The sequence below is a fragment of the Streptomyces spinosisporus genome, from assembly GCF_022698145.1.
GTDB classification, from domain to species: Bacteria; Actinomycetota; Actinomycetes; order Streptomycetales; family Streptomycetaceae; genus Streptomyces; species Streptomyces spinosisporus.
This window is the reverse complement of sequence record NZ_JALDAX010000001.1, coordinates 1,013,905-1,037,269: the sequence shown is the minus strand read 5'-3', so window position 1 is coordinate 1,037,269 and position 23,365 is coordinate 1,013,905. Positions and strand designations below refer to the sequence as shown.

Genomic DNA, 23,365 nt, shown 5'->3' with positions numbered 1-23,365 from the left:
GGTGGTCCCATGGGCACCTGGGGGCGGGTCCCACGTGCCCATCGGCACACGAGAAGTAGACCTCGTCACTCCTGTGAATGAACGCGGTGACGGAGGTCACTCGGATTTGGGGTGCACGGATTGGCTGGTTCCGGCGTCTCTAGCAGTGCCCGGTCCTGTCCGCCCACCAGTCCGCCCAGACGTCACAAGGGAGCAAGACGTTGTCCACCGTCATCGAGCAGCCCGTGGAGGCCCGCCTCGTGGCCGCCGCGCCACGCATGCCGAGCATTCCGGCAACCCTGCACTACGACCGCAGCGACCCGTTCGCAGTCCGAATGACCTTCCCCGCGCCGGCCACCCTGGAGGGCGTGGAGGTCTGCTGGACCTTCTCGCGCGAACTCCTCATGGACGGCCAGGAGGAGGCCGTGGGCGACGGCGACGTCCGGGTGCGGCCCTACGGCTACGACCGGACCGTGCTGGAGTTCCACGCCCCCGAGGGCACGGCCATCGTGCATGTCCGCTCGGAGGAGATCCGCGGGTTCCTCGCCGCGACGAACGCGCTCGTGCCCGTGGGCCTTGAGCATCTGCAGCTGGACCTGGACCACGACCTCGCGGAACTGATGCGCGACGCCGCCTGACGGCTCCCGCCCATGAGCGTATTGAGCTCGCCGTAGTCGAGCCCGCCCGTCAGCGAGTCGTACGTCCCCGTGCCCAGCAGCTCCCCTGCGGCGCGCCGGACCAGTGCGTGGGCGGCCTGCGCGATGCCCGAGCCGGCGCCCACCCGGGCGACACCGAGCGCGGCCGGCTCGGCGACCGGTGGAGCGCCGGGCCCCGCCATCACGTTCACCGGCTTCTCGATCCCGTCGACGAGGACCTTGACGACCCCCGGGTCGACGACTCCGGGCACGCGGCCGCCCTCTCCAGGGTGAGGTCCACCCCCCGGCGCCCCTGAGGAACGTGTCGATCCGCACGTTCACGAACAACGGCACCCCGAGCGCGTCGGCAGCGGCACTATCCAGCCGATCGCCGTCCGCAACACCGAGCGCCCGGCACGCGCGCGTAGCGTCTCTTTGGTTGTCATGCCTGGTCAGCGCCCGGGGCGGTCGGCGCCGGAAACCCGAAGCTCCGATCCGAGAGCAGCGACCAGCTCACCCAGCACCCAGCTCTCCCCGCTGAGCCCCACGAATTCCTCGACGCGCGCCCTGTACCGCACCCTCCGCCCCTCACGGCCCCCATCCCCGACCACGCCACGCACCCCACCCGCCACCGCCAGGGCCACAACAGCGGCATCCGCCCCCGACGCCCCCGACACCTGCGCCACCCCCTCCCACACCTGCCGCGCCTCCTCCCGCAGTGTCTCCACTGCGTCCGCGCGCTCCAGGACGTGCTCCACGCTCGGGAAGACGCCGAGAACCCGCCTCTTCTCCGCCCGCAGCCAACCCTCCGCCGTCAGCTGTTCCCTTACGGCGTCCGCCGTCACGCGTGCGTGGAGGAGCACCCACGCCCGCCAGGGGTGTGGACGGGACTCGCGGACCAGTTCCAGTAGGCCGTCCAGAGGGGCGTCGCCGGCGAGGGAGTCCATGTCGACGGGTGTGGCGATGCCGTCCTCGTCGGTGAGCAGACCGCGTCGGGCCAGTTCGGCGAGGGCGCCGGCCCGTACCAGATGCGCGGCGTCCGCGGCCTCGGCGCCGGTGGGGTCCCAGGCGAGGAGGCAGAGCCGGGCCGGGATCGAGAGCGAACCGTGGGGCACGAGGTCTCCTTGGTGCGGCGTCGTCGAGGATCACGGTAATTCGTTAATGCGTTGACAGCTCCCGGAGCCGCTCGTACGGTGTACAGCGGTTCTGTTGCCGTCGATCGGAGAAGGACGTTGCTCCTCTGAGGTCCTGAGACACCGCGTCACACCCCTTGAGGTGTGTGCGCAGAGTGTGACCTCGGCAGTCGAGCCGTCCCCGGCGGAGCAGGCCCTTTTTCATCCCCAAGGGCGTCCCCAAGGCGTCCTTAAGGCCCCTTCTCCACTCCGGGACTCTCCTCTCCAGGACTCCTCTCTGCGCCCGCAGTCCCGCGGTGTCTCGATACGCGTTTGCCCCTGACCGCATCACGCAACCGCGAGGTCCTGTATGTCTAGTTCCATCACCTGTACGTCCCTGTCCTTCACCTGGCCCGACGGCACCCCCGTCTTCGAGGGCCTCGACGTCGCCTTCGGCCCCGGCAGAACCGGGCTCGTCGGCGTCAACGGATCGGGGAAATCGACCCTGTTGAAGCTGATCGCGGGCGAACTCACCCCGGCCGACGGCACCGTGCGGATCACGGGCGAGGTCGGCCGTCTCCCGCAGAACGTCACACTCGACACCCGGCTGAGGGTCGACGAGGCGCTCGGCATCGCCGCCCAGCGGGCCGCGCTGCACGCCATCGAGGCGGGCGACGTGACCGAGGAGCACTTCGAGACGGTCGGCGACGACTGGGACGTGGAGGAACGAGCCCTCGCCACACTCGGCGAACTCGGGCTCGGCCACATCGAGTTGGACCGCACCATCGGCGAGGTCTCGGGCGGCGAGTCGGTGCTGCTGCGGCTTGCCGCACTGCTGCTGCGCCGCCCGGACGTCCTGCTCCTGGACGAGCCGACCAACAACCTCGACCTGTACGCACGCAGACGGCTGTACGCGGCCGTGTCCGCCTACCCCGGCGTACTGGTCGTGGTCAGCCACGACCGCGAACTCCTGGACCTCGTCGACCAGATCGCGGATCTGCGCTCCGGGGAGGTCACCTGGTACGGAGGCAATTTCTCCGCGTACGAACAGGCGCTCGCGACCGAGCAGGAGGCGGCCGAGCGGATGGTCCGCGCCGCCGAGGCCGACTACCGCAAGCAGAAGCGCGAACTGGCCGACGCCCAGGTCAAGCTGGCCCGCCGCAAGCGGTACGGACAGAAGATGTGGGACCAGAAGCGCGAGCCGAAGATCGTCATGGGGGCGCGCAAGCGCGCGGCACAGGAGTCCGCGGGCAAGCACCGCATCATGCACGAGGAGCGACTCACGGAGGCGAAGGAGCGGCTCGACGACGCGGTGGACGCCGTGCGGGACGACGACGAGATCCGCGTCGACCTGCCGTTCACGGCCGTCCCGGCGGGCCGTGGCGTGCTCACGCTGATGGACCTGGAGCTGGCGTACGGCGCGCGCGTGGCCGGCGGGCTCGACCTGCGCGGTCCCGAGCGGGTCGCGCTGATCGGGCGCAACGGCGCGGGCAAGACGACGCTGCTGCGGACCATCGCCGGTGAGCTGGAGCCGGTGTCGGGCGAGGTGCACGCGCACGTGCCGCTCCGTTTTCTGCCGCAGCGGCTCGACGTGCTCGACGACGAGTTGTCCGTGGCGGAGAACGTGGCCCGGTTCGCGCCGGGCGCCACCAACAACCGGGTACGGGCGCGTCTGGCCCGCTTCCTGTTCCGGGGCGCCCGTGCCGACCAGAAGGCGGCCACGCTGTCCGGCGGCGAACGCTTCCGGGCCGCTCTCGCGGCGCTGATGCTGGCCGAGCCGGCCCCGCAGCTGCTGATGCTCGACGAGCCGACCAACAACCTCGACATGGCGAGCGTGCGGCAGCTGACGTCGGCCCTGGAGTCGTACGAAGGGGCGCTGATCGTGGCCAGCCACGATCTGCCGTTCCTGGAGTCGATCGGCATCGCCCGCTGGCTCCTGCTGGACGGCGAGCTGCAGGAGACCGCGCCGGAGGAGGTCGGATAGCGCATTGCAGGAGGGGCACAGCCTGGCAACGAGGGGTTTTGCCCGCGCACATCCGCCCTGCATGATGGCGGACCGGGCCCTGTATCACGGGGCCCGGTCCACAGTCCCGCCGTTACGGAGTCCCGTCGTGCCCAGCAAGAAGGCCCTCGTCCGCCGCCCCAGCCCCCGCCTGGCCGAAGGCCTGGTGACGCACATCGAGCGGGAGAAGGTCGATACCGATCTTGCGGTGGAGCAGTGGGAGGCGTACGTCGAGGCCCTGCAGGCGCACGGCTGGGAGACCGTGGAGGTGGCCCCGGAGGACGACTGCCCGGACTCGGTGTTCGTCGAGGACACGGTCGTCATGTACAAGAACGTCGCGCTGATCACCCGGCCCGGCGCCACGTCCCGGCGCGAGGAGACGGTCGGCGTCGAGGAGGCCGTGGCGCGCCTGGGCTGCTCGGTGAACTGGATCTGGGAGCCGGGCACCCTGGACGGCGGCGACGTACTGAAGATCGACGACACCATCTACGTCGGCCGGGGCGGGCGCACGAACGCCGCCGGCGTCCAGCAGCTGCGGGCCGCCTTCGAGCCCCTGGGGGCGCGGATCGTCGCCGTACCGGTGAGCAAGGTGCTGCATCTGAAGTCGGCCGTCACGGCGCTGCCCGACGGGACGGTCGTCGGGCACATCCCGAAGGTGGACCGGCCCTCGCTGTTCCCGCGCTTCCTGTCGGTGCCCGAGGAGAGCGGTGCCCATGTGGTGCTGCTCGGCGGCGAGAAGCTGCTGATGGCGGCGAGCGCGCCGAAGTCGGCGGACCTGCTCGCGGATCTCGGCTTCGAGCCGGTCGTGGTGGACATCAGCGAGTTCGAGAAGCTCGAGGGTTGTGTGACATGCCTCTCGGTCCGGCTGCGGGACCTCTACGCCTGACGGGCGATCGTTTCACTCCTTCAGCCCCGGGACCTGCAAGTCCTTGAGGCTTTTGGCATGCTCCCGCATGCCATGGGCACGGCATCTGATCAGGGCTCTTTACGCCCCTCTTAACTTACGGTCTCGTAACCTACGGTTTCGTAGCCTACGATCCCGTAGGTTCCCGGCACCGCTCGCCGGACCCTTTCCGTTCTGCCGCCCGTCCCCCTGGAGTTTCCGTGACGATCACTTCCCCGCACCTCGGTAGTCCCGCCGTCTGGACCGACGCCCGGCTGCTGTACGCCCTGGAGGAAGTGGTCGAGAACGAACTCAACCGGCATCTGAAGGTCGCCAAGGACTGGATGCCGCACGAGTACGTGCCGTGGTCGGACGCCCGTAACTTCCCCGGCCTCTTCGAGGACGGCGAGGCCTGGGGCAAGGAGCAGTCCAAGGTCAGCGAGATCGGCCGCACCGCGCTGGTGGTGAACCTGCTGACCGAGGACAACCTCCCCAGTTACCACCACGAGATCGCCTCCCTCTTCGGCCGCGACGGCGCCTGGGGCACCTGGGTGCACCGCTGGACCGCGGAGGAGGGCCGGCACGGCATCGTGATGCGCGACTATCTGCTCGCCTCGCGCGCGGTGGACCCGGACAAGCTGGAGCAGTTCCGGATGGCGCACATGAGCGAGGGCTTCGAGTCGGACAACCGCCACTCGATGCTGCACTCGGTCGCCTACGTCGCCTTCCAGGAGCTCGCGACCCGCATCTCGCACCGCAACACCGGCCACCAGTCGGGCGACCCGGTCTGCGACCGCATGCTGGCGCGCATCGCGACCGACGAGAACCTGCACATGGTCTTCTACCGCAACCTGCTCAAGGCCGCCTTCGAACTCGCCCCCGACCTCACCATGCAGGCCGTGCGCGATGTCGTCGTCAACTTCCGCATGCCCGGCCACGGCATCCCCGGCTTCGAGCGGGCCGCGGCCCAGATGGCGATCGGCGAGGTCTACAACCTCCGCATCCACCACGACGACGTCATCCAGCCCGTCCTGCGCTTCCTGAAGGTCCTCGACATCGACAACCTCGGCCCCGAGGGCCTCAAGGCCCAGGAAGAACTCGGCCTCTTCATGGGCGGCCTCGACGCCGAGGCCCTGAAGTTCGACGAGAAACTGGCCGCCCGCAAGGCCCGGATGGCGGCCCGGGCGGGAGCCTGACGGCTCATCCGATTCCCGATGCGGTGAGCCGGCCACGCGCGCGTGGCCGGCTCACCGGTTGTTCTGGCGCCGCCTCAGCTCCATCCGCTCCTTCTCCGACAGGCCGCCCCACACTCCGAAGCGCTCGTCGTTGCGCAGGGCGTAGTCGAGGCAGACGGGGCGCAGTTCGCACATGCCGCAGATGCGCTTCGCCTCGCGTACCGAGCTGCCGGGCTCGGGGAAGAAGAAGTCGGCCCCGGTCTGCGCGCACAGCGCCTGGGCCTGCCAGGCGGGGTCGGCCGGGGTGATCGTGTCGTTGTGCATGAGCCCGAGCGTGCCGTGCGGCGAAAAACGTTCGATCAACGCGGGATCAACGCCGCCGTGCAGGGGTCCCGGCCACCCGATGGTTGCGCGCCCGCACCCGGCTGCGCACGGCGGCGCGCGGGGGCGTGTGAAATCCGTGCGGGCCGCGCCCTTGCCCCGCGGTGACCGCCACGGCCCCCGCCGCGCCCGTGCCCCGCCACGCCCTCCGCCCCGCCGCGCCCGTGCCCTGCCACGCCCTCCGCCCCGCCGCGCCCGTGCCCTGCCACGCCCTCCGCCCCACCGCGCCCGTGCCCTGCCACGCCCGCCACCCCGCCGCGCTCCCGTCGGGCCGCCGCGCCCCCGGCGGACCGTCGCTCCCCCGGCGGACCCCGCCAACACCCCGCCGCAGCGCTCCGGCAGCGGTTGTCAGTGGGCGGTGCAAGACTCAGCAGTGCACAGGACGGGACCCTTACGAGGAGGGCACGATGCTCACCACCCGTTTCGTCAACGGCGCTCCGAACTGGATCGATGTCGGCACCTCCGACATCGAGGGCGCCACCACCTTCTACGGCGGTCTCTTCGGCTGGCGGTTCCAGTCGGCGGGCCCGGATGCCGGCGGTTACGGCTTCTTCCAGCTGGACGGGAAGACCGTGGCCGGCGGCATGCAGACCACCCCCGAGCAGGGCCCGCCCTCCTGGACGGTGTACTTCCAGAGCGCGGACGCCGAGGCCACCGCGAAGGCCGCGGAGCAGGCGCACGGCAGCGTGCTCATGCAGCCCATGGACGTGATGGGCGAGGGCCACATGGCGATCCTCGCCGACAAGGCGGGCGTGTCGTTCGGCATCTGGCAGCCGGGCCGGACCAAGGGTGTCGACAAGGCCAACGAGACGGGCGCCCTGTGCTGGGTCGAGCTGTACACCCCGGACATCCCGGCGGCCGCGTGGTTCTACCACGAGACCCTGGGCCTGGAGACCTCCGCGGTGCCCTTCCCCGGCGGCACGTACACCTGCCTCAACCCCGCGGGCGCCGGTGAGGACGCCATGTTCGGCGGCGTCGTCGACCTGGCCGACGACCCGGCGGAGGACAGCGCGTACTGGCTGCCGTACTTCGAGGTCACCGACACCGATGCCACGGTCGCCGAGGCACAGCGGCTCGGCGGGCAGGTCCGCGTCCCGGCCACCGACGTCGAGGGCGTCGGCCGCATCGCCAGGCTCACCGACCCCTACGGCGCCCGCTTCGCCGTCATCAAGAGCGCACCGCAGCAGACTTAGCAGCAGTCGTCGAAGCAGCACCCCCGGACCTTTCCGGCTCGGCGGGCGGAGTGCTCACGCGGAGGCGCGGCGTACCAGTGTCGTCGGCAGCACCACGCTGGACGGCGCGCCCTCGGCGTCCTCGGCCACGCCCCGGTGCCCGAGCCGGCGCAGCAGCAGCCGGGCCATCAACCGGCCCATCTCCTCGATGTCCTGACGGACCGTCGTCAGCGGCGGATCGGTCTGCTCGGCGACCGGCAGCACATCGTCGAAGCCGATCACGGCGACGTCCTCGGGCACCCGCCGTCCGCTCTCGCGCAGCACCCGCAGGGCGCCTGCGGCGGTGAGGTCGTTGGCGGCGAACACAGCGTCCAGGTCGGGCCGGCGTTCGAGGAGCTCACGCATCGCCCGCTCACCGCCCGCCGGGGTGAAGTCGCTCTCGACGACCAGCCGTGGATCGGCGTCGGCCATCATGTCCCGGTAGCCGTCGAGCCGGTCCGCCGCGGAGGTCTGGTCGAGCGGGCCGGTGATGTGCGCGATGCGGGTGCGGCCGAGGCCGGTGAGGTGGCGTACGGCCTCGCGGGCCCCTTCGCGGTTGTCGCAGTCGACGTAGAGGGCTTCGCTGTGGCCGTCGCTCCAGCCGGGCCTGCCGCCGAACACGGTCGGCACCCCGGCGTGCTGGATGAGTCCGGGGAGTGGGTCGTCGAGGTGCAGGGAGAAGACGAGAGCGCCGTCGACATGGCCGCCGGCGAGATAGCGGCCCACGCGGGCGTGGTCGTCGCGGCCCTCGATGAGCAGCAGCACGAGCTGGTTGTCGTGGGCCGTCAACTCCTTGCTGATGCCGCGCAGTTGGAGTGCGAAGAAGGGGTCGGCGAAGACGCGGGCCTCGGGTTCGGCGATGACCACGGCGACGGCGTCGTGCCGCTTGGTCACCAGGCTCCGCGCGGCCTGGTTCGGCACGTACCCCAGTTCCTCCACCGCGCGCCGGACCCTGGCCACCAGGGGCTCGCGCACCCCGTCCCCGCCGTTGACCACCCGGGAGGCGGTCGCCCTGGACACCCCCGCGCGGGCGGCCACGGCCTCCAGCGTGGGGCGTGGCGCTGTGTCGGTCACTTCGGGGCTCCTCATCGGCGGGTGCCGATCAGGATAACTCCGGGCGGGCGGGGAGGTGAGAGCGCTCACAGGGGCCGCGGTCAGTGGTGATGCGGCTCGTACCCCGGAATCGTGCCGTCCGTCTTCTTCACCAGGAACAGCCCGGCCATCCCCATGTCCGAGTGGCTCTGGACGTGGCAGTGGTACATCCACGCGCCCGCCCCGACGCCCTCGCCCGCGATCACCTGGAAGCCGAACGAGTCCGCCGGGCCCACGATCTTGTTGTCGATCACCTGGCTGGGGTCGTCCGGGCCGGTGAGCATGCCCGTGCGGTTGTCCGCCCAGCGGTGACCGTGCATGTGGAAGGTGTGGTAGTACTCGCCGTGCGTGATCATCACGATCTCGACGCGGTCGCCGACCGTGGCCTCGAAGTCGGGTCCCGTGTGCGGGGGCCGGTTGTTGATCGTCATGTCGTTGAAGACGATCGTGTGGGTCGCGTCCGGCAGGATGTCGCCCTTGCGGCGGACGACCACCGGGCCGTACAGGCCCTTCCTGATGCCGCCCGTGCCGTGCTCGGTGCCGACCACGTGGTCGTGGTAGTGCCAGTATCCCGCGCTGCCCGGGCGCCAGGTGCCGTCGGACCTGCGGCCGGGCTTGTGGGTGCGCCAGGTGTAGGTGCGGGTGCCGCCGGGCTCGACGTCGCTCTTGTTCAACTTCGTGCCGTCGCTGGAGACTTCGTAGTCCAGGCCGTGGACGTGCAGGCTGGCCGCGACGTCCATGGTGTTCTCGAACTCGATGTGAAGCGTGTCGCCCTCGTTGAGTTCGATGAGCGGCCCGGGGATGGTCGCCTTGCCCTTCTCGAAGCCGTAGCCCATCTGTCCGTCGGCGAGCTTCTCGGCGTAGAGCTTGATGTGTCTGACCTCGCCGCCGGCCGGGGCGGTCTTCGCCGGGCCCGAGGCGCTCGCCGACTCCGGGGCGAGGGACAACGATGTCGCCACCGCCGCACCGCCCAGGAGCATGCTCCGCCGGTTGAACCCACGTCTGTCCATGCAGAACTCCCCACCCTGGTACGGAATTTGCGAGACGAAGCTGTGGTGAACCTGTGAGACGGTACAGGCCGCCGAAGCGTTTATCCACACTCAGGACAAAGTTCGTGCCATTGCGGTCATAGGTATTGGCGAGTCACGCAAAGGGGTCTAGCTTCCTTGGCGTTGTTGCTGTGACCGAGGAGGTGCCCATGCACTTACGAGGGTTGAGCACAAGAAGCGCGAGAAGACGGACCTGGGTGGCGACCGTGTCGGCGGGGGTGCTGGGTGCCGGACTGCTGTCGGGGCCGGTCGCGCACGCCGGCCCGGCCCCCCTACCGTCTTCGACAACGATGTCCGTCAAGTCGCCTCCGGGCGGCGCGAATGTACGGGTGCTGATCTTCTACGGTTCCGCCGCGGCCGGGGACGAGTCGCCGGTCGTGAACGCCGGTATCGAGGCGATCGAACGGATCGGCCAGACAGGGCCCGCGAACCAGCGGTTCACGGTCGAGGCCTCGGACAACGCCTCGGTGTTCACCAATGAGAAGAAGCTGGGGCGCTACAACGCGATCGTGTTCCTGACGGGCGGGGGCGACGTCCTCGATCCCGAGCAGGAGGCGGGCCTCGAGGCCTATATGGAGGCGGGCGGCGGTTTCGTCGGCATCCATGACGCGGCGCGCGCCGAGCCGTACTCGGACTGGTTCACCGGTCTGGTCGGCGCCCGGCCCGCCCCCTCCAGCCCGACCGCCGTGCAGCGCGCGGTAGTTGAGGTCGGCGACCGGCAGCACCCGGCGACCAAGGACCTGCCGCTGCAGTGGAAGCGGCCCGACCAGTGGTTCAACTGGGTCGAGAACCCCTCGGGCGACGTGCACACCGTGGCACGCGTGCGCGAGTCGACGTACAAGCCGGGCGCCAGTGCCAACGGCTGGGACCACCCGGTGAGTTGGTGCCGTGACTACGACGGCGGGCGCTCCTTCTACACCGGCATGGGCGGCACGGTCTCCTCGTACGACGAGACGGACTTCCGCGACCATCTGCGCGGCGCCCTGCTGTGGACGACCCGTCTGGTGCAGGCGGACTGCAAGGCGACGATCGACGCCAACTACAAGGCGGAGCGCCTCACCCAGCCCAACCAGCCGGGGCAGAACGACCAGATCGGCGAGCCGCACGGCCTGGTCACCGCCCCCGACGGGCGGGTGCTCTACATCGGCCGCGGCGGCGCGGACGCCTCCCAGCCCGTGATCACCGACTGGAACAACCCGGACGTCGGCAAGGGCAAGGGGCAGATCCATGTCTACGACCCGAAGACCAAGAAGGTCACGCTGGCGGGCGAGTTGACGATCTTCGGCAACAAGGGCGGCGGCGACGAGCTGGTCAAGGTCGAGGAGGGCCTGCTCGGCATCGAGCTGGACCCGGGCTTCGAGCAGAACGGCTGGGTGTATCTGCACTACACGCCGCACTCGCAGCTCAACCGCGACACGCAGATGGCCGAGCGGCGCGTCTCCCGCTTCACGCTCGACCTCGCCACCAACAAGCTGGACCTGAGCAGCGAGAAGGTGCTGCTCAAGTGGCCGGTGCAGGTGCACAGTTGCTGCCACGCGGGCGGCGGGATGGCCTGGGACTCCAAGGGCAACCTGTACATCGCGACCGGCGACAACAACTCCAGCGGATTCAGCGACGGTTACTCCGGCAACAATCCGCAGCCGAACTACAAGGGCGTCTCCTTCGCGGACGCGCGCCGCACCGCCGGCAACACCAACAACCTCAACGGCAAGATCCTGCGCATCCATCCGGAGCCGGACGGGACGTACACGCTCCCCGAGGGCAATCTCTTCACCGGCAAGGAGACCGACGAGGGCGGCGGCAAGACGCGCGGCGAGATCTATGTGATGGGGGTCAGGAACCCCGCGCGGATCTCCGTCGACAAGAAGACGGACACCCTCTACGCCGGCTGGGTCGGCCCGGACGCGGGCGCCCCGTCGACGACCTGGGGTCCGGCCAAGTACGACACGTTCGCCGTCATCACCAAGGCGAGCAACCGCGGTTGGCCGTACTGCATGGGCAACAAGCAGCCCTACCGCGACCGCAATCTGCCGGACCCCAGCAAGCCGCTGGGCTGGTACGACTGCGACCACCCGAAGAACGAGTCGCCGAACAACGACGGCCTGGTCAACCTCCCGCCGGCGACCGGGAACAACATCTGGTACTCGCCGCAGGGCGGCGCCCCGGACTACCCGCGCGACGCGAACGGCATCCCCTCGTACAAGCAGGAGGAGGCCACCTATCTGCTGCCCTGGCTCAAGGGCGGCGGCCAGGCCGCGATGGACGGGCCGGTCTACCGCTACGACCCGGCGAACACCAGCGAGACCAAGTGGCCCTCGTACTGGGACGGCAAGTGGTTCGTCGGTGACTTCTACGACGCCGACCAGCCGCGCAACGCGGTGCTCACCGACCCCAAGACCCACGGGGACGGCGGACTGCCGGTCCACTCGGAGTCGTTGAAGAAGATCGTGCCGATCGGCAACGACGGCATCAAGAACCTCATGGACTGGAAGTTCGGCCCGGACGGGGCGCTGTACGTCCTCGACTACGGCCGCGGCTTCTTCACCTCGGACGCCAAGTCGGCGCTGTGGCGGGTCACTTACACCGGCGGCGGGCCGACCCCGGCCGCCGATCAACTGGCGAGGGGAGGGCAGTGATGCGGCAACTGCGGCAACGAAGACTCCTGACGGCGCTGCTGGCCGCCGTACTGATGATGCTGGGCCTGCAGACGACGACGGCCGGTGCGCAACCCGCACCCGAGGCGGCCGCCGAGCAGGTCCTGACCTGGACCGCGGGTGACGACATCACCAAGTACGCGTCCGCGCCCACCACGGCGGTGGCGGGCCAGGCGACGATCGTCTTCGAGAACAGCGTGGCCACCGGCAACACGATGGGCATGCCGCACACGCTGACGTTCGTGACCTCGGACCCGGAGTTCAACAGCGACGTCGAGCTGAACATCCTCGCCAACCCCAACGACGACCAGGGCGGCCGGCACACCGCCGAGGTGACGCTCACCCCGGGCCGGTACTTCTACCACTGCACGATCCCCGGCCACGGGCAGATGCAGGGCATCCTGACGGTGACCGAGGGCGGCGGCGAGGACACCACCGCGCCGGAGACCTCGGCGGCCGTGAACGGCACGCAGAACTCGCAGGGCCAGTACGTCGGTTCGGCGAGCGTGGCGATCACGGCGACCGACACGGGCGGCTCCGGTGTCGACAAGATCGAGTACGCGATCGGGGACGACGGCGCCTGGCAGCCGTACACCGCGCCGGTCGTGGTCGACCAGGTCGGGGACCACACGGTCCGCTACCGGGCCACCGACAAGGCGGGCAACACGGCGGCCGAGAAGAGCGTGTCGTTCACGGTCGTCGCACCGCCGACGGACGACACGACACCGCCGGACACCTCGGCGACGGTCAGCGGGGACAAGGACGCCGAGGGGAACTACCTCGACATGGCCACGGTCACCGTCACCGCGTCCGACACCGGCTCCGGGGTCAACACCATCGAGTACGCGGTCGACTCCGGCGCCTGGCAGCCGTACACCGCGCCCGTGATGGTGCATCAGGTCGGCACGCACACCGTGCACTACCGGGCCACCGACAAGGCGGGCAACACGGCCGCCGAGAAGAGCGTGGAGTTCACGGTCGTCTCGCCGCCCGCGCAGGACACCACCCCGCCGGTGACGGGTGTCAGCGTCGACGGCACGCGCAACTCGGACGGGGCGTACGTCGGCAACGCCAAGGTCACCGTGAGCGCGGCGGACGAGGGCGGTTCGGGCGTCGACCGGATCGAGTACTCCCTCGACGGCGGCCCGTACCTCGCCTACACCGCCGCCGTGACCGTCGACCGCACCGGCAGCCACACCGTGGCGTACCGGGCGAGCGACAAGGCGGGCAACACCTCCGAGTCGCGGACCGCGAGCTTCACGGTGGTGGCCGGTGGCGGGGTGCCCGCGCCCAACTGCCCTGAGTACGACGAGCGGTTGACCGTCATCGTCGGCACGGTCGACACGGGTGTGCCGAACCGGGTCACCAACAACCGGTGCCGTATCAACGAGTTGATCGAGGACGAGAAGGAGTGGACGTCCCACGCGCTGTTCCTGAAGCACGTCAGGACGGTCCTCGACAAGCTGCGCGACGAAGGAGTCGTCGACCGGCGCGAGGTCAAGGCGATCCAGAAGGCCGCCCGCCAGTCCGGGATCGGTGAACCCGGACAGACCCAGGGCTACCGGACGATCTTCGACGGCACCGCCGAGTCCCTCGCCAAGTGGGAGCAGGTGGGCGGCGGTTCGTTCGCGCTCAACGCGGACGGCTCGATCACCAGCGGCACCACCAAGGACGGCCTGGGCATGCTGTGGTATCCGCAGCGCAAGTACGGCGACTTCTCGCTGAAGCTGCAGTGGCGTGACGACGCTCCGGGCACGGGCAACGCCAACTCCGGTGTGTTCGTGCGCTTCCCGTGGATCCACGACCACCCCGAGGAGCCGCGCCCGGAGTGGGCCGCCATCAAGTTCGGGCACGAGATCCAGGTGTTCGACTCGCCCTCCGGCGACATGTACAAGACGGGCTCGATCTACGGCTTCGACCGCGTCGGGCTCGCGGGTGCCGGTGTCACGCAGAAGGGCACCTGGAACGACTACGAGATCCGCGTGGTCGGCCAGCACTACTCGGTCTACCGCAACGGCGTGCTGATCAACGAGTTCGACAACATCGGCGGCCAGGTCTTCGAGCCGCCGCGCTCGGACGACCCGGGCACGGACGGACGGCGCTTCGCCTCCGGCTATGTCGGACTGCAGGTGCACAGCACGTCGGACGTGGTGTCCTTCCGGGACGTCCGGATCAAGGAGTTGTAGCGTCCCCCGGGGGCGCCTTCGCCGGGGGCGCCCCCTTCTTCGCCCGGCTCGGCTGTACCCGCTTGGGCTCCCCCGGCATCTTCGGATACTCGGGCGGGTACGGCAGATCCCCCAGCCCGTGGTCGTGCTCGTCCTTCCGGGCGAGTTCGAGCAGGGTCTCCAGGGAGTAGCGCGTGTCGTCCATGTCCGCGTGCACGTCGCCGAGTTCGGCGTAGCGCGCGGGCATGGTCACGATGTCGAAGTCCTCAGGTCGGGCGACGCCCACCTCCTCCCAGCGCAGCGGCGCCGAGACGGGGGCGTGCGGGCGGGGGCGTACGGAGTAGGCGGAGGCGATGGTGCGGTCGCGCGCCGTCTGGTTGTAGTCGACGAAGATGCGTTCGCCCCGCTCCTCCTTCCACCACTTGATCGTCACATGGTCCGGCATCCTGCGTTCCAGCTCCCGGCCCACCGCGATGGCGGCCCGCCGGACCTGGGTGAAGGTCCAGCGCGGTTCGATCGGTACGAAGACGTGCAGGCCGCGCCCGCCGGAGGTCTTGGGGAAGCCGCGCAGTCCGCCGAACTCGTCGAGGACGGCGCGCAGTTCATGGGCGGCGTGGACGGCGTCGTCGAAGTCGGTGCCGGGCTGCGGGTCGAGGTCGATGCGCAGTTCGTCGGGGCTGTCGACGTCGTCGCGGCGCACCGGCCAGGGGTGGAAGGTGAGCGTGCCGTACTGGGCGGCCCACAGGACGGCGGCCGGTTCGGTGGGGCACATCTCGTCGGCGCTGCGTCCGCTGGGGAAGGTGATGTGGGCGGTCGGGATCCAGTCGGGCATGTTCTTGGGCGCCCGCTTCTGGAAGAAGGACTCGCCGGTGACCCCCTCCGGGTAGCGCTCCAGGGTGGTGGGCCGGTCGCGCAGGGCGCGCAGGATGCCGGGGCCGACCGCGATGTAGTAGCGGGCGAGGTCCAGCTTGGTGTAGCCGCGCTCCGGGAAGAAGATCTTGTCCGGGCTGGACAGCCGGACCGTGCGGCCACCCGACTCCAGTTCCACCGCTGCACCCATGCGGCCACGGTAGGCGCACCTCGCGAACCTCGCATACCGGGCGACAAGTGACGTATGCGAGCAGAATCGGAACCATGGATCTCCCGGTGATGCCGCCCGTGAAGCCGATGCTCGCCAAGTCGGTGGCGAAGATCCCTCCGGGCATGCAGTACGAGGCGAAGTGGGACGGGTTCCGGGCGATCGTGTTCCGCGACGGGGCCGAGATCGAGCTGGGCAGCCGTACGGGCAAGCCGCTGACCAGGTATTTTCCCGAACTGGTGGAGGCGCTGAAGGAGCGGGTGCCGACGCGGTGCGTGCTCGACGGCGAGATTGTGATCGCCCGCGAGGGGCGGCTCGACTTCGACGCGCTCACCGAGCGCATCCACCCGGCCGACTCCCGGGTGCGGATGCTCGCCGAGAAGACCCCGGCGTCCTTCGTCGCCTTCGATCTGCTGGCTCTTGCCGACGAGTCCCTGCTGGACGTGGAGCTGACCGACCGGCGGGCGCTGCTGAGCCGCGCGCTGCAGGGCGTCACCGCACCCGTCCATCTGGCGCCGGCGACCACCGATGTCGAGGAGGCGCAGGGCTGGTTCGAGCAGTACGAGGGGGCGGGCCTGGACGGCGTCATCGCCAAGCCGCTCACCCTGCGCTATCTGCCGGACCAGCGCGCCATGTTCAAGATCAAGCACGAGCGCACGGCGGACGTCGTGGTCGCGGGCTACCGCTTCCACAAGAGCGGGCCGGTCGTGGGCTCGCTGCTCCTCGGCCTCTACGACGACCATGGCCGCCTCCAGCACGTTGGGGTGTCCGCCGCCTTCGCGATGAAGCGGCGCGCCGAGCTGGTCGAGGAGCTGGAGCCGCTGCGCATGGAGGACGCGGCGGGGCACCCGTGGGCGGCCTGGGCCGACGAGGCCGCGCACGAGACGGCCCGGCTGCCCGGTGCGCCCAGCCGCTGGTCGGGCAAGAAGGACCTGTCCTGGGTGCCCCTGCGCCCCGAGCGGGTGGCCGAAGTGGCCTACGACCACATGGAGAACGGAGCCCGCTTTCGCCACACGGCCCGCTTCCGCCGCTGGCGCCCGGACCGCACCCCGCAGAGCTGCACCTACGCACAACTGGACGAACCGGTGCGCTACGACCTGGACGAAATCCTCCGCTCACCCGACTGACGCGCCCTGCCGGGCCGGCGCAGGGCGTTTCGCACGCCCGCGGAGCGCCCGCGAGCGTCACGTGGGTGGCGCTGACGGACGCGCCGAGTTGGCCGTCGGCACGCAGCCCGTTCCCGCCGCCGACCGCACCCACCCCATCCCACAACGCTGCACTTACGCCCAGCTCGACAAGCCGGTCCGCTACGACCTGGACGAAATCCTCCGCTCGCCCGGCTGACGCGCGCTCCGCTCACCCGGCTGACACGCGCCGCCCACCCGGCTCAGGGCGTCATCAGCACCTTCACCGCGCCGTCCCGCTTCTGCTGGAACATCTCGTAGGCGCGCGGGGCGTCCGTCAGCGGCACGCGGTGGGTGGCGAAGTCGTCGACGCCGAGGGGGTCCTCGTCGGTGAGGTAGGGGATGATCTCGTCGCTCCAGCGGCGGACGTTGGCCTGGCCCATCCGCATCTGGATCTGCTTGTCGAACAGGGTGAGCAGCGGGATCGGGTCGGCCATTCCGCCGTAGACGCCGCTGAGCGAGATGGTGCCGCCGCGGCGGACCAGTTCGATCGCGGTGTACAGGGCGGCCAGCCGGTCGATGCTGAAGCGTTCGGCGAACGGTCCGCTGATCTTGCGCGGCAGCATCGCGGAGGCCTGCTGGGCCAGCCGGGCGGCCGCACTGCCGTGGGCCTCGGTGCCCACCGCGTCGATCACGGCGTCGGGTCCGCGGCCGTCGGTCTTGTCGCGGATCGCGGCGACGAGTTCCTTGTCGTTGTCGAAGCTCCTGAGGTCGTACGTGTCCACACCCCGCGCACGGGCCCGGCGCAGCCGCTCGCTCACCAGGTCCACACCGAACACCTGCCCCGCACCGCGCACCTGGGCGACCCGGCAGGCCATGTCCCCGATCGGTCCGAGGCCGAGCACGGCGACGCTGCCGCCCTTCGGGATGCCTGCGTACTCGACCGCCTGCCAGGCGGTGGGCAGCACGTCGGAGAGGTAGACGAAACGGTCGTCGGCCGGGCCCTCGGGAACCTTGATCGGCCCGTACTGGGCCTGCGGCACCCGCAGGTACTCGGCCTGCGCACCCGGCACGGCGCCGTACAGCCGGGTGTAGCCGAACAGGGCCGCGCCCATGCCCTCGCCGGAGACCTGGGTGGTCTCGCACTGCGTCGGCAGCCCCGTCAGACACATCCAGCAGTTGCCGCAGGCGATCTGGAACGGCACGACGACCCGGTCACCGACCGCGAGGTCCGGCACCGCGGGTCCGACCTCCTCGACGATGCCCATCGGCTCGTGTCCGAGGATGTCGCCGGGTGTCATGAACGGTGTGAGCACTTCGTACAGATGAAGATCGGAGCCGCACAGCCCCGACGACGTGATGCGGATGACGGCGTCCGTGGGCTCCTGGATCTTCGGATCCGGTACCTCCTCGACCCGTACGTCCCGCTTCCCCTGCCAGGTCACAGCCTTCATCGTGTGACGCTCCCTCCGTCGCTTCGATGGGTCCGTTCTGCGGTCCCGCCCGGGTACCCGGGCGTGCGCCGACCGAAGCAGGATCAGGGCCAATGGGCGTATTCACCGCGCACAACCAGAACCGAGCGGGTATGGCCACCAATGAACGTATAAACGCACAATCATCTACACGGGATGTGGTGGCCACGTGAGCATGAGACGGACGGTGCGCCCTCGACGCGCCTCGACGACGGTGGCGCTGCTGGCCGCCACGATGACGGCCGCGCTGGCGGCGGGCTGCACGGCAGGGCACGGCCAGTCCGACGACAAGCGCGGACGCACAGAGGGGCAGCACACCCCCGCCCCGCACCACAGCGTCGACGCCGCCGGTTCCGTACTCGCCGTGAAGATCGACAACGCGCCCGGGGCCCGCCCCCAGACCGGGCTCGACACCGCGGACATCGTCTACGTGGAGCAGGTCGAGGGCGGCCTGAGCCGGCTGATGGCGGTGTATGCGACCACGCTGCCGAAGGTCGTCGGGCCGGTCCGCAGCGCCCGCGAGTCGGACCTGGAGCTGCTGCGTCAGTTCGACCGACCGACGCTCGCCTTCTCCGGCGCACAGCACAGGCTGCTGCCGCTCATCGACCAGGCCCCGGTGCAGGCCGAGCCGCCGGGCAAGGCGTCCAAGGCCTACTTCCGCGGCACCGCCAAGGCCGCCCCGCACAACCTCTACCTGCGCCCCGCCCGCCTGATGCCGTCGGCCCCCGGCCCGGCCGCGCTCACCACCGGCTTCCGCTACGGCCCCGCACCCGCCGGCGGCAAGGCCGAGAAGTCGCGCACGATCCGCTACCCGGCCGCCCGCTTCACCTTCACCTGGTCCCCCGCCCAGCACCGCTATCTGGTCGCGATGGACGGAACGCCCACCGTGACGACCGACGGGAAGCGGGTGGCACCGGCGACGGTCGTCGTGCAGTACGTGAAGGTGCACAAGTCTGCCTTCCACGACTTCCTCGGCAACTACACGCCGTACACCGAGACGGTGGGATCGGGGCGGGCGGACGTCCTGCGCGACGGACGGGTCCACGACGTCAACTGGAAGCGCGCGACGGCCATGGACGGTACGTCGTTCACAACGAAGGACGGCAGGCCGGTCAACTTCGCCAAGGGCCAGGTGTGGGTGGTGCTGGCACAGGCCTCATGACCTGTGCGGTCTCCATGCCCTGTACGGTCCTGATGACCTGTACGGCCTGCTCATCCTCCTTGCGCCACGAGGGGTTCCGCGGGGTTGCGGAGCCCCTCCGCCGCGTCGGCGACCCGGCGGATGAGGTCGAAGAACACCGTCTGCTCGGCGGCGGTCAGCGGCGCCAGGAAGACCTGGTTCATCCGGGCCGTGCGCACGGTCAGCTTGCGATGGGTGCGCACCCCCTCGTCGGTAGGGCGCAGCAGGAAACGGCGGCCGTCCTGCGGGTCGCGCACCTTGTCCACCAGCCCGCGCCTGCCGAGCCGGCTGATCACCTCGGCGATCGTGGACCGGTCGAGCCCCACCCGCTCCCCCGCCGTGCGCTGGTCCAGGCCCGGCTCGGCGACGAGCGCGTTCAGGACCGCGAACTGCGGCGAGGTGATCTCCTCGGAGACCATCGTGTTCCACAGCAGGTAGTGGGCCTGCTGCAGCCGCCGGGCCAGGTGCCCGGGGTGGGTGGTGAGGTCCACCGCGGCCATGTGCGCTCCCGAGGTCGAATTCGTTGGTGTACTGACGATACCCAGCGCCCGTACGGGCTGTCTGCATCCCTGCATCGGACTCTGACCATGGACTACGCGGAGGTCTTGACGCCTCGCGGCGACAGTGGCAGCGTGAAGGAAACTTCACCGAAATACTCAGTGCCCTGATTAATTGCGGACCGGGCGCTCGGACGGGATGGGGCTTCACGGATGGACAAGGTGGTCGCCACTGCCGCTGAGGCGGTGGTGGATGTGCCCGAGGGCGCGTCATTGGCGGTGGGCGGGTTCGGTCTGAGCGGGGTGCCGAACGTGCTGATCGGGGCCCTGTTCGAGCGGGGGGTGGGGGGCCTGTCGGTGGTCTCCAACAACTGCGGGGCGATGGAGACGGGGCTCGCGGTGCTGCTGGCGGCGGGCCGGATCGCCCGGGTGACCGGCTCCTACATCGGCGCCAACAAGGAGTTCGCCCGGCAGTACCTGGCCGGGGAGCTGGAGGTGGAGCTGATCCCGCAGGGCACGCTCGCCGAACGGCTGCGCGCGGGCGGTGCGGGCATCCCGGCCTTCTACACGCCGGCCGGGGTGGGCACCCAGGTCGCCGACGGCGGCCTGCCCTGGCGCTACGACGGCGACGGCGGGGTGGCGCTGGCCTCACCGCCCAAGGAGGTCCGCGCCTTCGACGGAATCGAGTACGTGCTGGAGCGGGGCATCCGCACCGACTTCGCACTCGTACGGGCCGCGCGCGGGGACCGGCACGGGAACCTGGTGTTCAACAAGGCCACCCGGAACTTCAACCCCCTCGCCGCGATGGCCGGGCGGGTGACCATCGCCGAGGTGGAGGAGCTGGTCGAACCCGGCGCGATCGACCCGGACGCGGTGCACCTGCCCGGCATCTTCGTCCAGCGGGTGGTCGCCCTGTCGCCCGCACAGGCGACGGACAAGAAGATCGAGCAGCGGACGGTGAGCAGCTGATGGCCTGGACACGCCAGGAGATGGCCGCGCGGGCCGCGCGCGAACTCCACGACGGGCAGTACGTCAACCTCGGCATCGGGCTGCCCACGCTGATCCCGAACTATCTGCCCGCCGGGGTGGAGGTGGTGCTGGAGTCGGAGAACGGCATCCTGGGCACCGGCCCCTATCCGGCCGAGGATCAGGTCGACCCGGACCTGATCAACGCCGGGAAGGAGACCGTCACCGTGCTGCCGGGCGCCTCGTTCTTCGACTCGGCGCTGTCCTTCTCAATGATCCGCGGCGGGCACATCGATGTCGCGGTGCTGGGCGCCATGCAGGTCTCGGCCACCGGTGACCTGGCGAACTGGGCGATCCCGGGGAAGCTGGTCACCGGGATCGGCGGGGCGATGGATCTGGTGCACGGGGCCCGCCGGGTGATCGTGGTGATGACCCACACCGCGAAGGACGGCAGCCCGAAGATCCTGGACGAGTGCGCGCTGCCGCTGACCGGCAAGGCATGCGTGGACCGGATCATCACCGACCTCGCCGTCCTGGACGTCACCGCGGATGGGCTGGTGCTGGTGGAGACCGCGCCCGCCGTCAGCGTCGAAGAGATCATCACCAAGACCGCCGCCACGGTGCGCATCCCGGAGGAGATCCACTCATGAGCGACCGCTTGAAGGACGTGTACATCGTCGACGCCGTGCGCACCCCGATCGGCCGCTACAACGGCGGCCTGGCGAGCGTGCGCCCGGACGACCTCGCCGCCCACACCATCCGCGAACTCCTCGCCCGCACACCCCAGTTGGACCCCGCGCGGATCGAGGACGTGTACTTCGGCAACGCCAACGGCGCGGGTGAGGAGAACCGCAACGTCGGCCGCATGGCCGCCCTGCTGGCCGGGCTGCCCACCAGCGTGCCCGGGGTGACGGTCAACCGGCTGTGCGCCTCCGGCCTGGAGGCCGTCATCCAGGCCGCCCGCGCCATCGCCGCCGGCGACGCCTCCATCGCGGTGGCCGGCGGCGTGGAGTCGATGACCCGCGCCCCCTACGTGCTGCCCAAGAACGACCGCCCCTTCCCGGCCGCCCACACCGAGCTGTACTCCACCACGCTGGGCTGGCGCATGGTCAACCCGACCATGGACCCGCAGTGGACCATCCCCCTCGGCGAAAGCGCGGAGTTGATCGCCGACAAGCACAAGATCAGCCGCGAGCAGCAGGACGAGTTCGCGCTCGCCTCCCACCGCAAGGCCGCCGCCGCCCGCGAACAGGGGCTGTTCGACGCCGAGTTGGCGCCCGTCGCGATCCCGCAGCGCAAGGGCGAGCCGGTCAACTTCGCCGCCGACGAGTGCGTCCGCCCCAACGCCTCCCTGGAGGCCATGGCCAAGCTCAAGCCGTCCTTCCGCAAGGAGAACGGCACCGTCACGGCCGGCAACGCCTCCCCCCTCAACGACGGCGCCGCCGCCCTGCTGCTGGTCGACGAGGCCGGCCTGAACGCGGTCGGCCGCGAGCCGCTGGCCCGGGTCTCCGCGACCGGGGTGCACGCCGTCGACCCGCACTACTTCGGCCTCGCCCCGGTCGAGGCCGTCAACCGGGCCCTGGCCAAGGCCGGCAAGACGTTCGCCGACCTGGACGTGCTGGAGCTGAACGAGGCATTCGCCGCGCAGGTGCTGGGCTGCGTCGCCGAATGGCCCGAGTTCGACCCGGCGATCCTCAACCCGCAGGGCGGCGCCATCGCGCTCGGCCATCCCCTGGGCGCCTCCGGGGCCCGGCTCGCGGGCACCGTCGCCCACCAGCTCGCCGCCCGCGGCACCGGCACCGGCATCGCCACCCTCTGCATCGGCGTCGGCCAGGGCCTCGCCCTCGTCCTCGAACGCTGAACGCCCCACCGCCGGAACGCGGAACGCGGAACGCGGAACGCCAAGGACACCCGGGAACCCCGAGGGAAACCCCATGACGCTCACACAACACGACATCGACCAGGAGATCGCGGCCGAGCACGCCGCGTACGAGAAGCGGGTCACCGACGGCGCCCCCATGGAGCACCACCCGCGCCGCGACTACGCGCCGTACCGCTCCTCGATCCTCCGTCACCCCCAACAGCCGCCCATCGCCATCGACGTCAGCAAGGACCCGGAGCTGGTGGAGCTGCACTCCCCCGCCTTCGGCGAGCGCGACATCACCGAGATCGACAACGACCTCACCCGGCACCACCGGGGCGAGCCGATCGGCGAGCGCATCACCGTCTCCGGAAGGCTGCTGGACCGCGCCGGCCGTCCGGTGCGCGGTCAGCTCATCGAGATCTGGCAGGCCAACTCGGCGGGCCGCTACGCCCATCAGCGCGAGCAGCACGACGCCCCGCTGGACCCGAACTTCACCGGATTCGGCCGTACGATCACCGACGCCGACGGCGGTTACCGCTTCACCACCATCCAGCCCGGCCCCTACCCCTGGCGCAACCACCTCAACGCCTGGCGTCCGGCGCACATCCACTTCTCGATGTTCGGCTCGGCGTTCACCCAGCGGCTCGTGACGCAGATGTACTTCCCCGCCGATCCGCTGTTCCCGTACGACCCGATCATCCAGTCCGTCACCGACGACTCCGCGCGGCAGCGGCTGGTCGCGACCTACGACCACGACCTGTCCGTACCGGAGTTCTCGATGGGCTACCACTGGGACATCGTGCTGGACGGCCCGCACGCCACCTGGCTCGAGGAAGGGCGCTGACC

21 protein-coding genes and 1 pseudogene are annotated in these 23,365 nt (G+C 70.3%); 14 read left to right on the top strand and 8 right to left on the bottom strand.

Annotation, left to right across the window (positions count from 1 at the left end; genetic code table 11):
- Nucleotides 1-200 precede the first annotated feature (200 nt).
- A complete protein-coding gene (ssgD, locus tag MQN93_RS04465; RefSeq protein WP_242708385.1) occupies nt 201-617 on the top strand; it encodes a spore wall synthesis regulator SsgD in 417 nt (138 codons plus the stop codon).
- Between the two features lie 137 nt (nt 618-754).
- On the opposite strand, the pseudogene MQN93_RS04460 reads toward ssgD, so the two are convergent.
- Together MQN93_RS04460 and MQN93_RS04455 are read right to left on the bottom strand one after the other, a co-directional pair.
- A pseudogene (locus tag MQN93_RS04460) lies at nt 755-826 on the bottom strand (isocitrate lyase/phosphoenolpyruvate mutase family protein); the annotation flags it as partial.
- 240 nt (nt 827-1,066) lie between these two features.
- On the bottom strand, nt 1,067-1,729 hold the full coding sequence (locus MQN93_RS04455; RefSeq protein ID WP_242708384.1) for a GOLPH3/VPS74 family protein: 663 nt from the start codon (nt 1,727-1,729) through the stop codon (nt 1,067-1,069).
- Nucleotides 1,730-2,096: 367 nt separating this feature from the next.
- Between MQN93_RS04455 and MQN93_RS04450 the strand changes: the two genes are divergently transcribed.
- From MQN93_RS04450 to MQN93_RS04440, 3 genes are all read left to right on the top strand, one after another.
- Complete coding sequence (locus MQN93_RS04450; RefSeq protein WP_242708383.1) at nt 2,097-3,710, top strand: ABC-F family ATP-binding cassette domain-containing protein; 1,614 nt, start codon at nt 2,097-2,099, stop codon at nt 3,708-3,710.
- Nucleotides 3,711-3,837: 127 nt separating this feature from the next.
- Nucleotides 3,838-4,614: a dimethylargininase gene (ddaH, locus tag MQN93_RS04445; RefSeq protein ID WP_037780089.1), complete on the top strand. Its 777-nt coding sequence runs from the start codon at nt 3,838-3,840 to the stop codon at nt 4,612-4,614.
- A gap of 218 nt (nt 4,615-4,832) precedes the next feature.
- Nucleotides 4,833-5,807, top strand: a complete 975-nt coding sequence (locus tag MQN93_RS04440; RefSeq protein ID WP_242708382.1) for an acyl-ACP desaturase — start codon at nt 4,833-4,835, stop codon at nt 5,805-5,807.
- A gap of 51 nt (nt 5,808-5,858) precedes the next feature.
- Here the strand turns inward: MQN93_RS04440 and MQN93_RS04435 are convergent, their stop codons facing one another.
- Nucleotides 5,859-6,110, bottom strand: a complete 252-nt coding sequence (locus tag MQN93_RS04435) for a WhiB family transcriptional regulator (RefSeq protein WP_016431410.1) — start codon at nt 6,108-6,110, stop codon at nt 5,859-5,861.
- A gap of 464 nt (nt 6,111-6,574) precedes the next feature.
- On the opposite strand from MQN93_RS04435, the gene MQN93_RS04430 reads away from it, so the two are divergent.
- A complete protein-coding gene (locus MQN93_RS04430) occupies nt 6,575-7,360 on the top strand; it encodes a VOC family protein (protein ID WP_242708381.1) in 786 nt (261 codons plus the stop codon).
- A 54-nt stretch (nt 7,361-7,414) separates the two neighbouring features.
- Here MQN93_RS04430 and MQN93_RS04425 read toward each other — a convergent pair whose 3' ends face one another.
- Entirely contained in the window at nt 7,415-8,452 is a 1,038-nt protein-coding gene (locus tag MQN93_RS04425) for a LacI family DNA-binding transcriptional regulator (RefSeq protein ID WP_242708380.1), read from the bottom strand.
- An 80-nt stretch (nt 8,453-8,532) separates the two neighbouring features.
- Nucleotides 8,533-9,480, bottom strand: a complete 948-nt coding sequence (locus tag MQN93_RS04420) for a multicopper oxidase domain-containing protein (RefSeq protein ID WP_242708379.1) — start codon at nt 9,478-9,480, stop codon at nt 8,533-8,535.
- Nucleotides 9,481-9,668: 188 nt separating this feature from the next.
- On the opposite strand from MQN93_RS04420, the gene MQN93_RS04415 reads away from it, so the two are divergent.
- Together MQN93_RS04415 and MQN93_RS04410 are read left to right on the top strand one after the other, a co-directional pair.
- A complete protein-coding gene (locus tag MQN93_RS04415) occupies nt 9,669-12,155 on the top strand; it encodes a ThuA domain-containing protein (protein ID WP_242708378.1) in 2,487 nt (828 codons plus the stop codon).
- On the top strand, nt 12,155-14,359 hold the full coding sequence (locus MQN93_RS04410; RefSeq protein ID WP_242708377.1) for an OmpL47-type beta-barrel domain-containing protein: 2,205 nt from the start codon (nt 12,155-12,157) through the stop codon (nt 14,357-14,359). The genes MQN93_RS04415 and MQN93_RS04410 overlap by 1 nt, the downstream gene beginning before the upstream one ends.
- Here MQN93_RS04410 and ligD read toward each other — a convergent pair.
- Nucleotides 14,346-15,398, bottom strand: a complete 1,053-nt coding sequence (gene ligD / locus MQN93_RS04405; protein ID WP_242708376.1) for a non-homologous end-joining DNA ligase — start codon at nt 15,396-15,398, stop codon at nt 14,346-14,348. The two genes, MQN93_RS04410 and ligD, sit on opposite strands and share 14 nt — an antisense overlap.
- Before the next feature lie 74 nt (nt 15,399-15,472).
- Here ligD and MQN93_RS04400 point away from each other — a divergent pair, with 74 nt between their 5' ends.
- Nucleotides 15,473-16,543, top strand: coding sequence for an ATP-dependent DNA ligase (locus MQN93_RS04400; RefSeq protein ID WP_242708375.1), 1,071 nt, complete (start codon nt 15,473-15,475; stop codon nt 16,541-16,543).
- Nucleotides 16,544-16,604: 61 nt separating this feature from the next.
- The gene (locus MQN93_RS04395; RefSeq protein WP_242708374.1) at nt 16,605-16,760 is read left to right on the top strand and encodes a hypothetical protein; all 156 of its coding nucleotides are present in this window, start codon (nt 16,605-16,607) and stop codon (nt 16,758-16,760) included.
- 43 nt (nt 16,761-16,803) lie between these two features.
- Here MQN93_RS04395 and MQN93_RS04390 read toward each other — a convergent pair whose 3' ends face one another.
- Nucleotides 16,804-17,994, bottom strand: a complete 1,191-nt coding sequence (locus MQN93_RS04390) for a zinc-dependent alcohol dehydrogenase (protein WP_242708373.1) — start codon at nt 17,992-17,994, stop codon at nt 16,804-16,806.
- A gap of 193 nt (nt 17,995-18,187) precedes the next feature.
- On the opposite strand from MQN93_RS04390, the gene MQN93_RS04385 reads away from it, so the two are divergent.
- Nucleotides 18,188-19,174 carry a DUF3048 domain-containing protein gene (locus tag MQN93_RS04385; RefSeq protein ID WP_242708520.1) on the top strand — a complete coding sequence of 329 codons (987 nt, stop codon included), beginning with the start codon at nt 18,188-18,190 and terminating at the stop codon, nt 19,172-19,174.
- 50 nt (nt 19,175-19,224) lie between these two features.
- Here MQN93_RS04385 and MQN93_RS04380 read toward each other — a convergent pair whose 3' ends face one another.
- Nucleotides 19,225-19,692, bottom strand: coding sequence for a MarR family winged helix-turn-helix transcriptional regulator (locus MQN93_RS04380; RefSeq protein WP_016431420.1), 468 nt, complete (start codon nt 19,690-19,692; stop codon nt 19,225-19,227).
- Between the two features lie 210 nt (nt 19,693-19,902).
- On the opposite strand from MQN93_RS04380, the gene MQN93_RS04375 reads away from it, so the two are divergent.
- The 4 genes from MQN93_RS04375 (at nt 19,903) to pcaH (ending at nt 23,363) form a co-directional block, all read left to right on the top strand.
- On the top strand, nt 19,903-20,658 hold the full coding sequence (locus MQN93_RS04375) for a CoA transferase subunit A (RefSeq protein WP_242708372.1): 756 nt from the start codon (nt 19,903-19,905) through the stop codon (nt 20,656-20,658).
- Nucleotides 20,658-21,305, top strand: coding sequence for a CoA transferase subunit B (locus tag MQN93_RS04370; RefSeq protein WP_242708371.1), 648 nt, complete (start codon nt 20,658-20,660; stop codon nt 21,303-21,305). Before MQN93_RS04375 ends, MQN93_RS04370 begins: the two co-directional genes overlap by 1 nt.
- An 8-nt stretch (nt 21,306-21,313) precedes the next feature.
- Nucleotides 21,314-22,516 carry a thiolase family protein gene (locus MQN93_RS04365; RefSeq protein ID WP_242708519.1) on the top strand — a complete coding sequence of 401 codons (1,203 nt, stop codon included), beginning with the start codon at nt 21,314-21,316 and terminating at the stop codon, nt 22,514-22,516.
- 73 nt (nt 22,517-22,589) lie between these two features.
- Nucleotides 22,590-23,363, top strand: a complete 774-nt coding sequence (gene pcaH / locus MQN93_RS04360; protein WP_242708370.1) for a protocatechuate 3,4-dioxygenase subunit beta — start codon at nt 22,590-22,592, stop codon at nt 23,361-23,363.
- Nucleotides 23,364-23,365 lie beyond the last annotated feature (2 nt).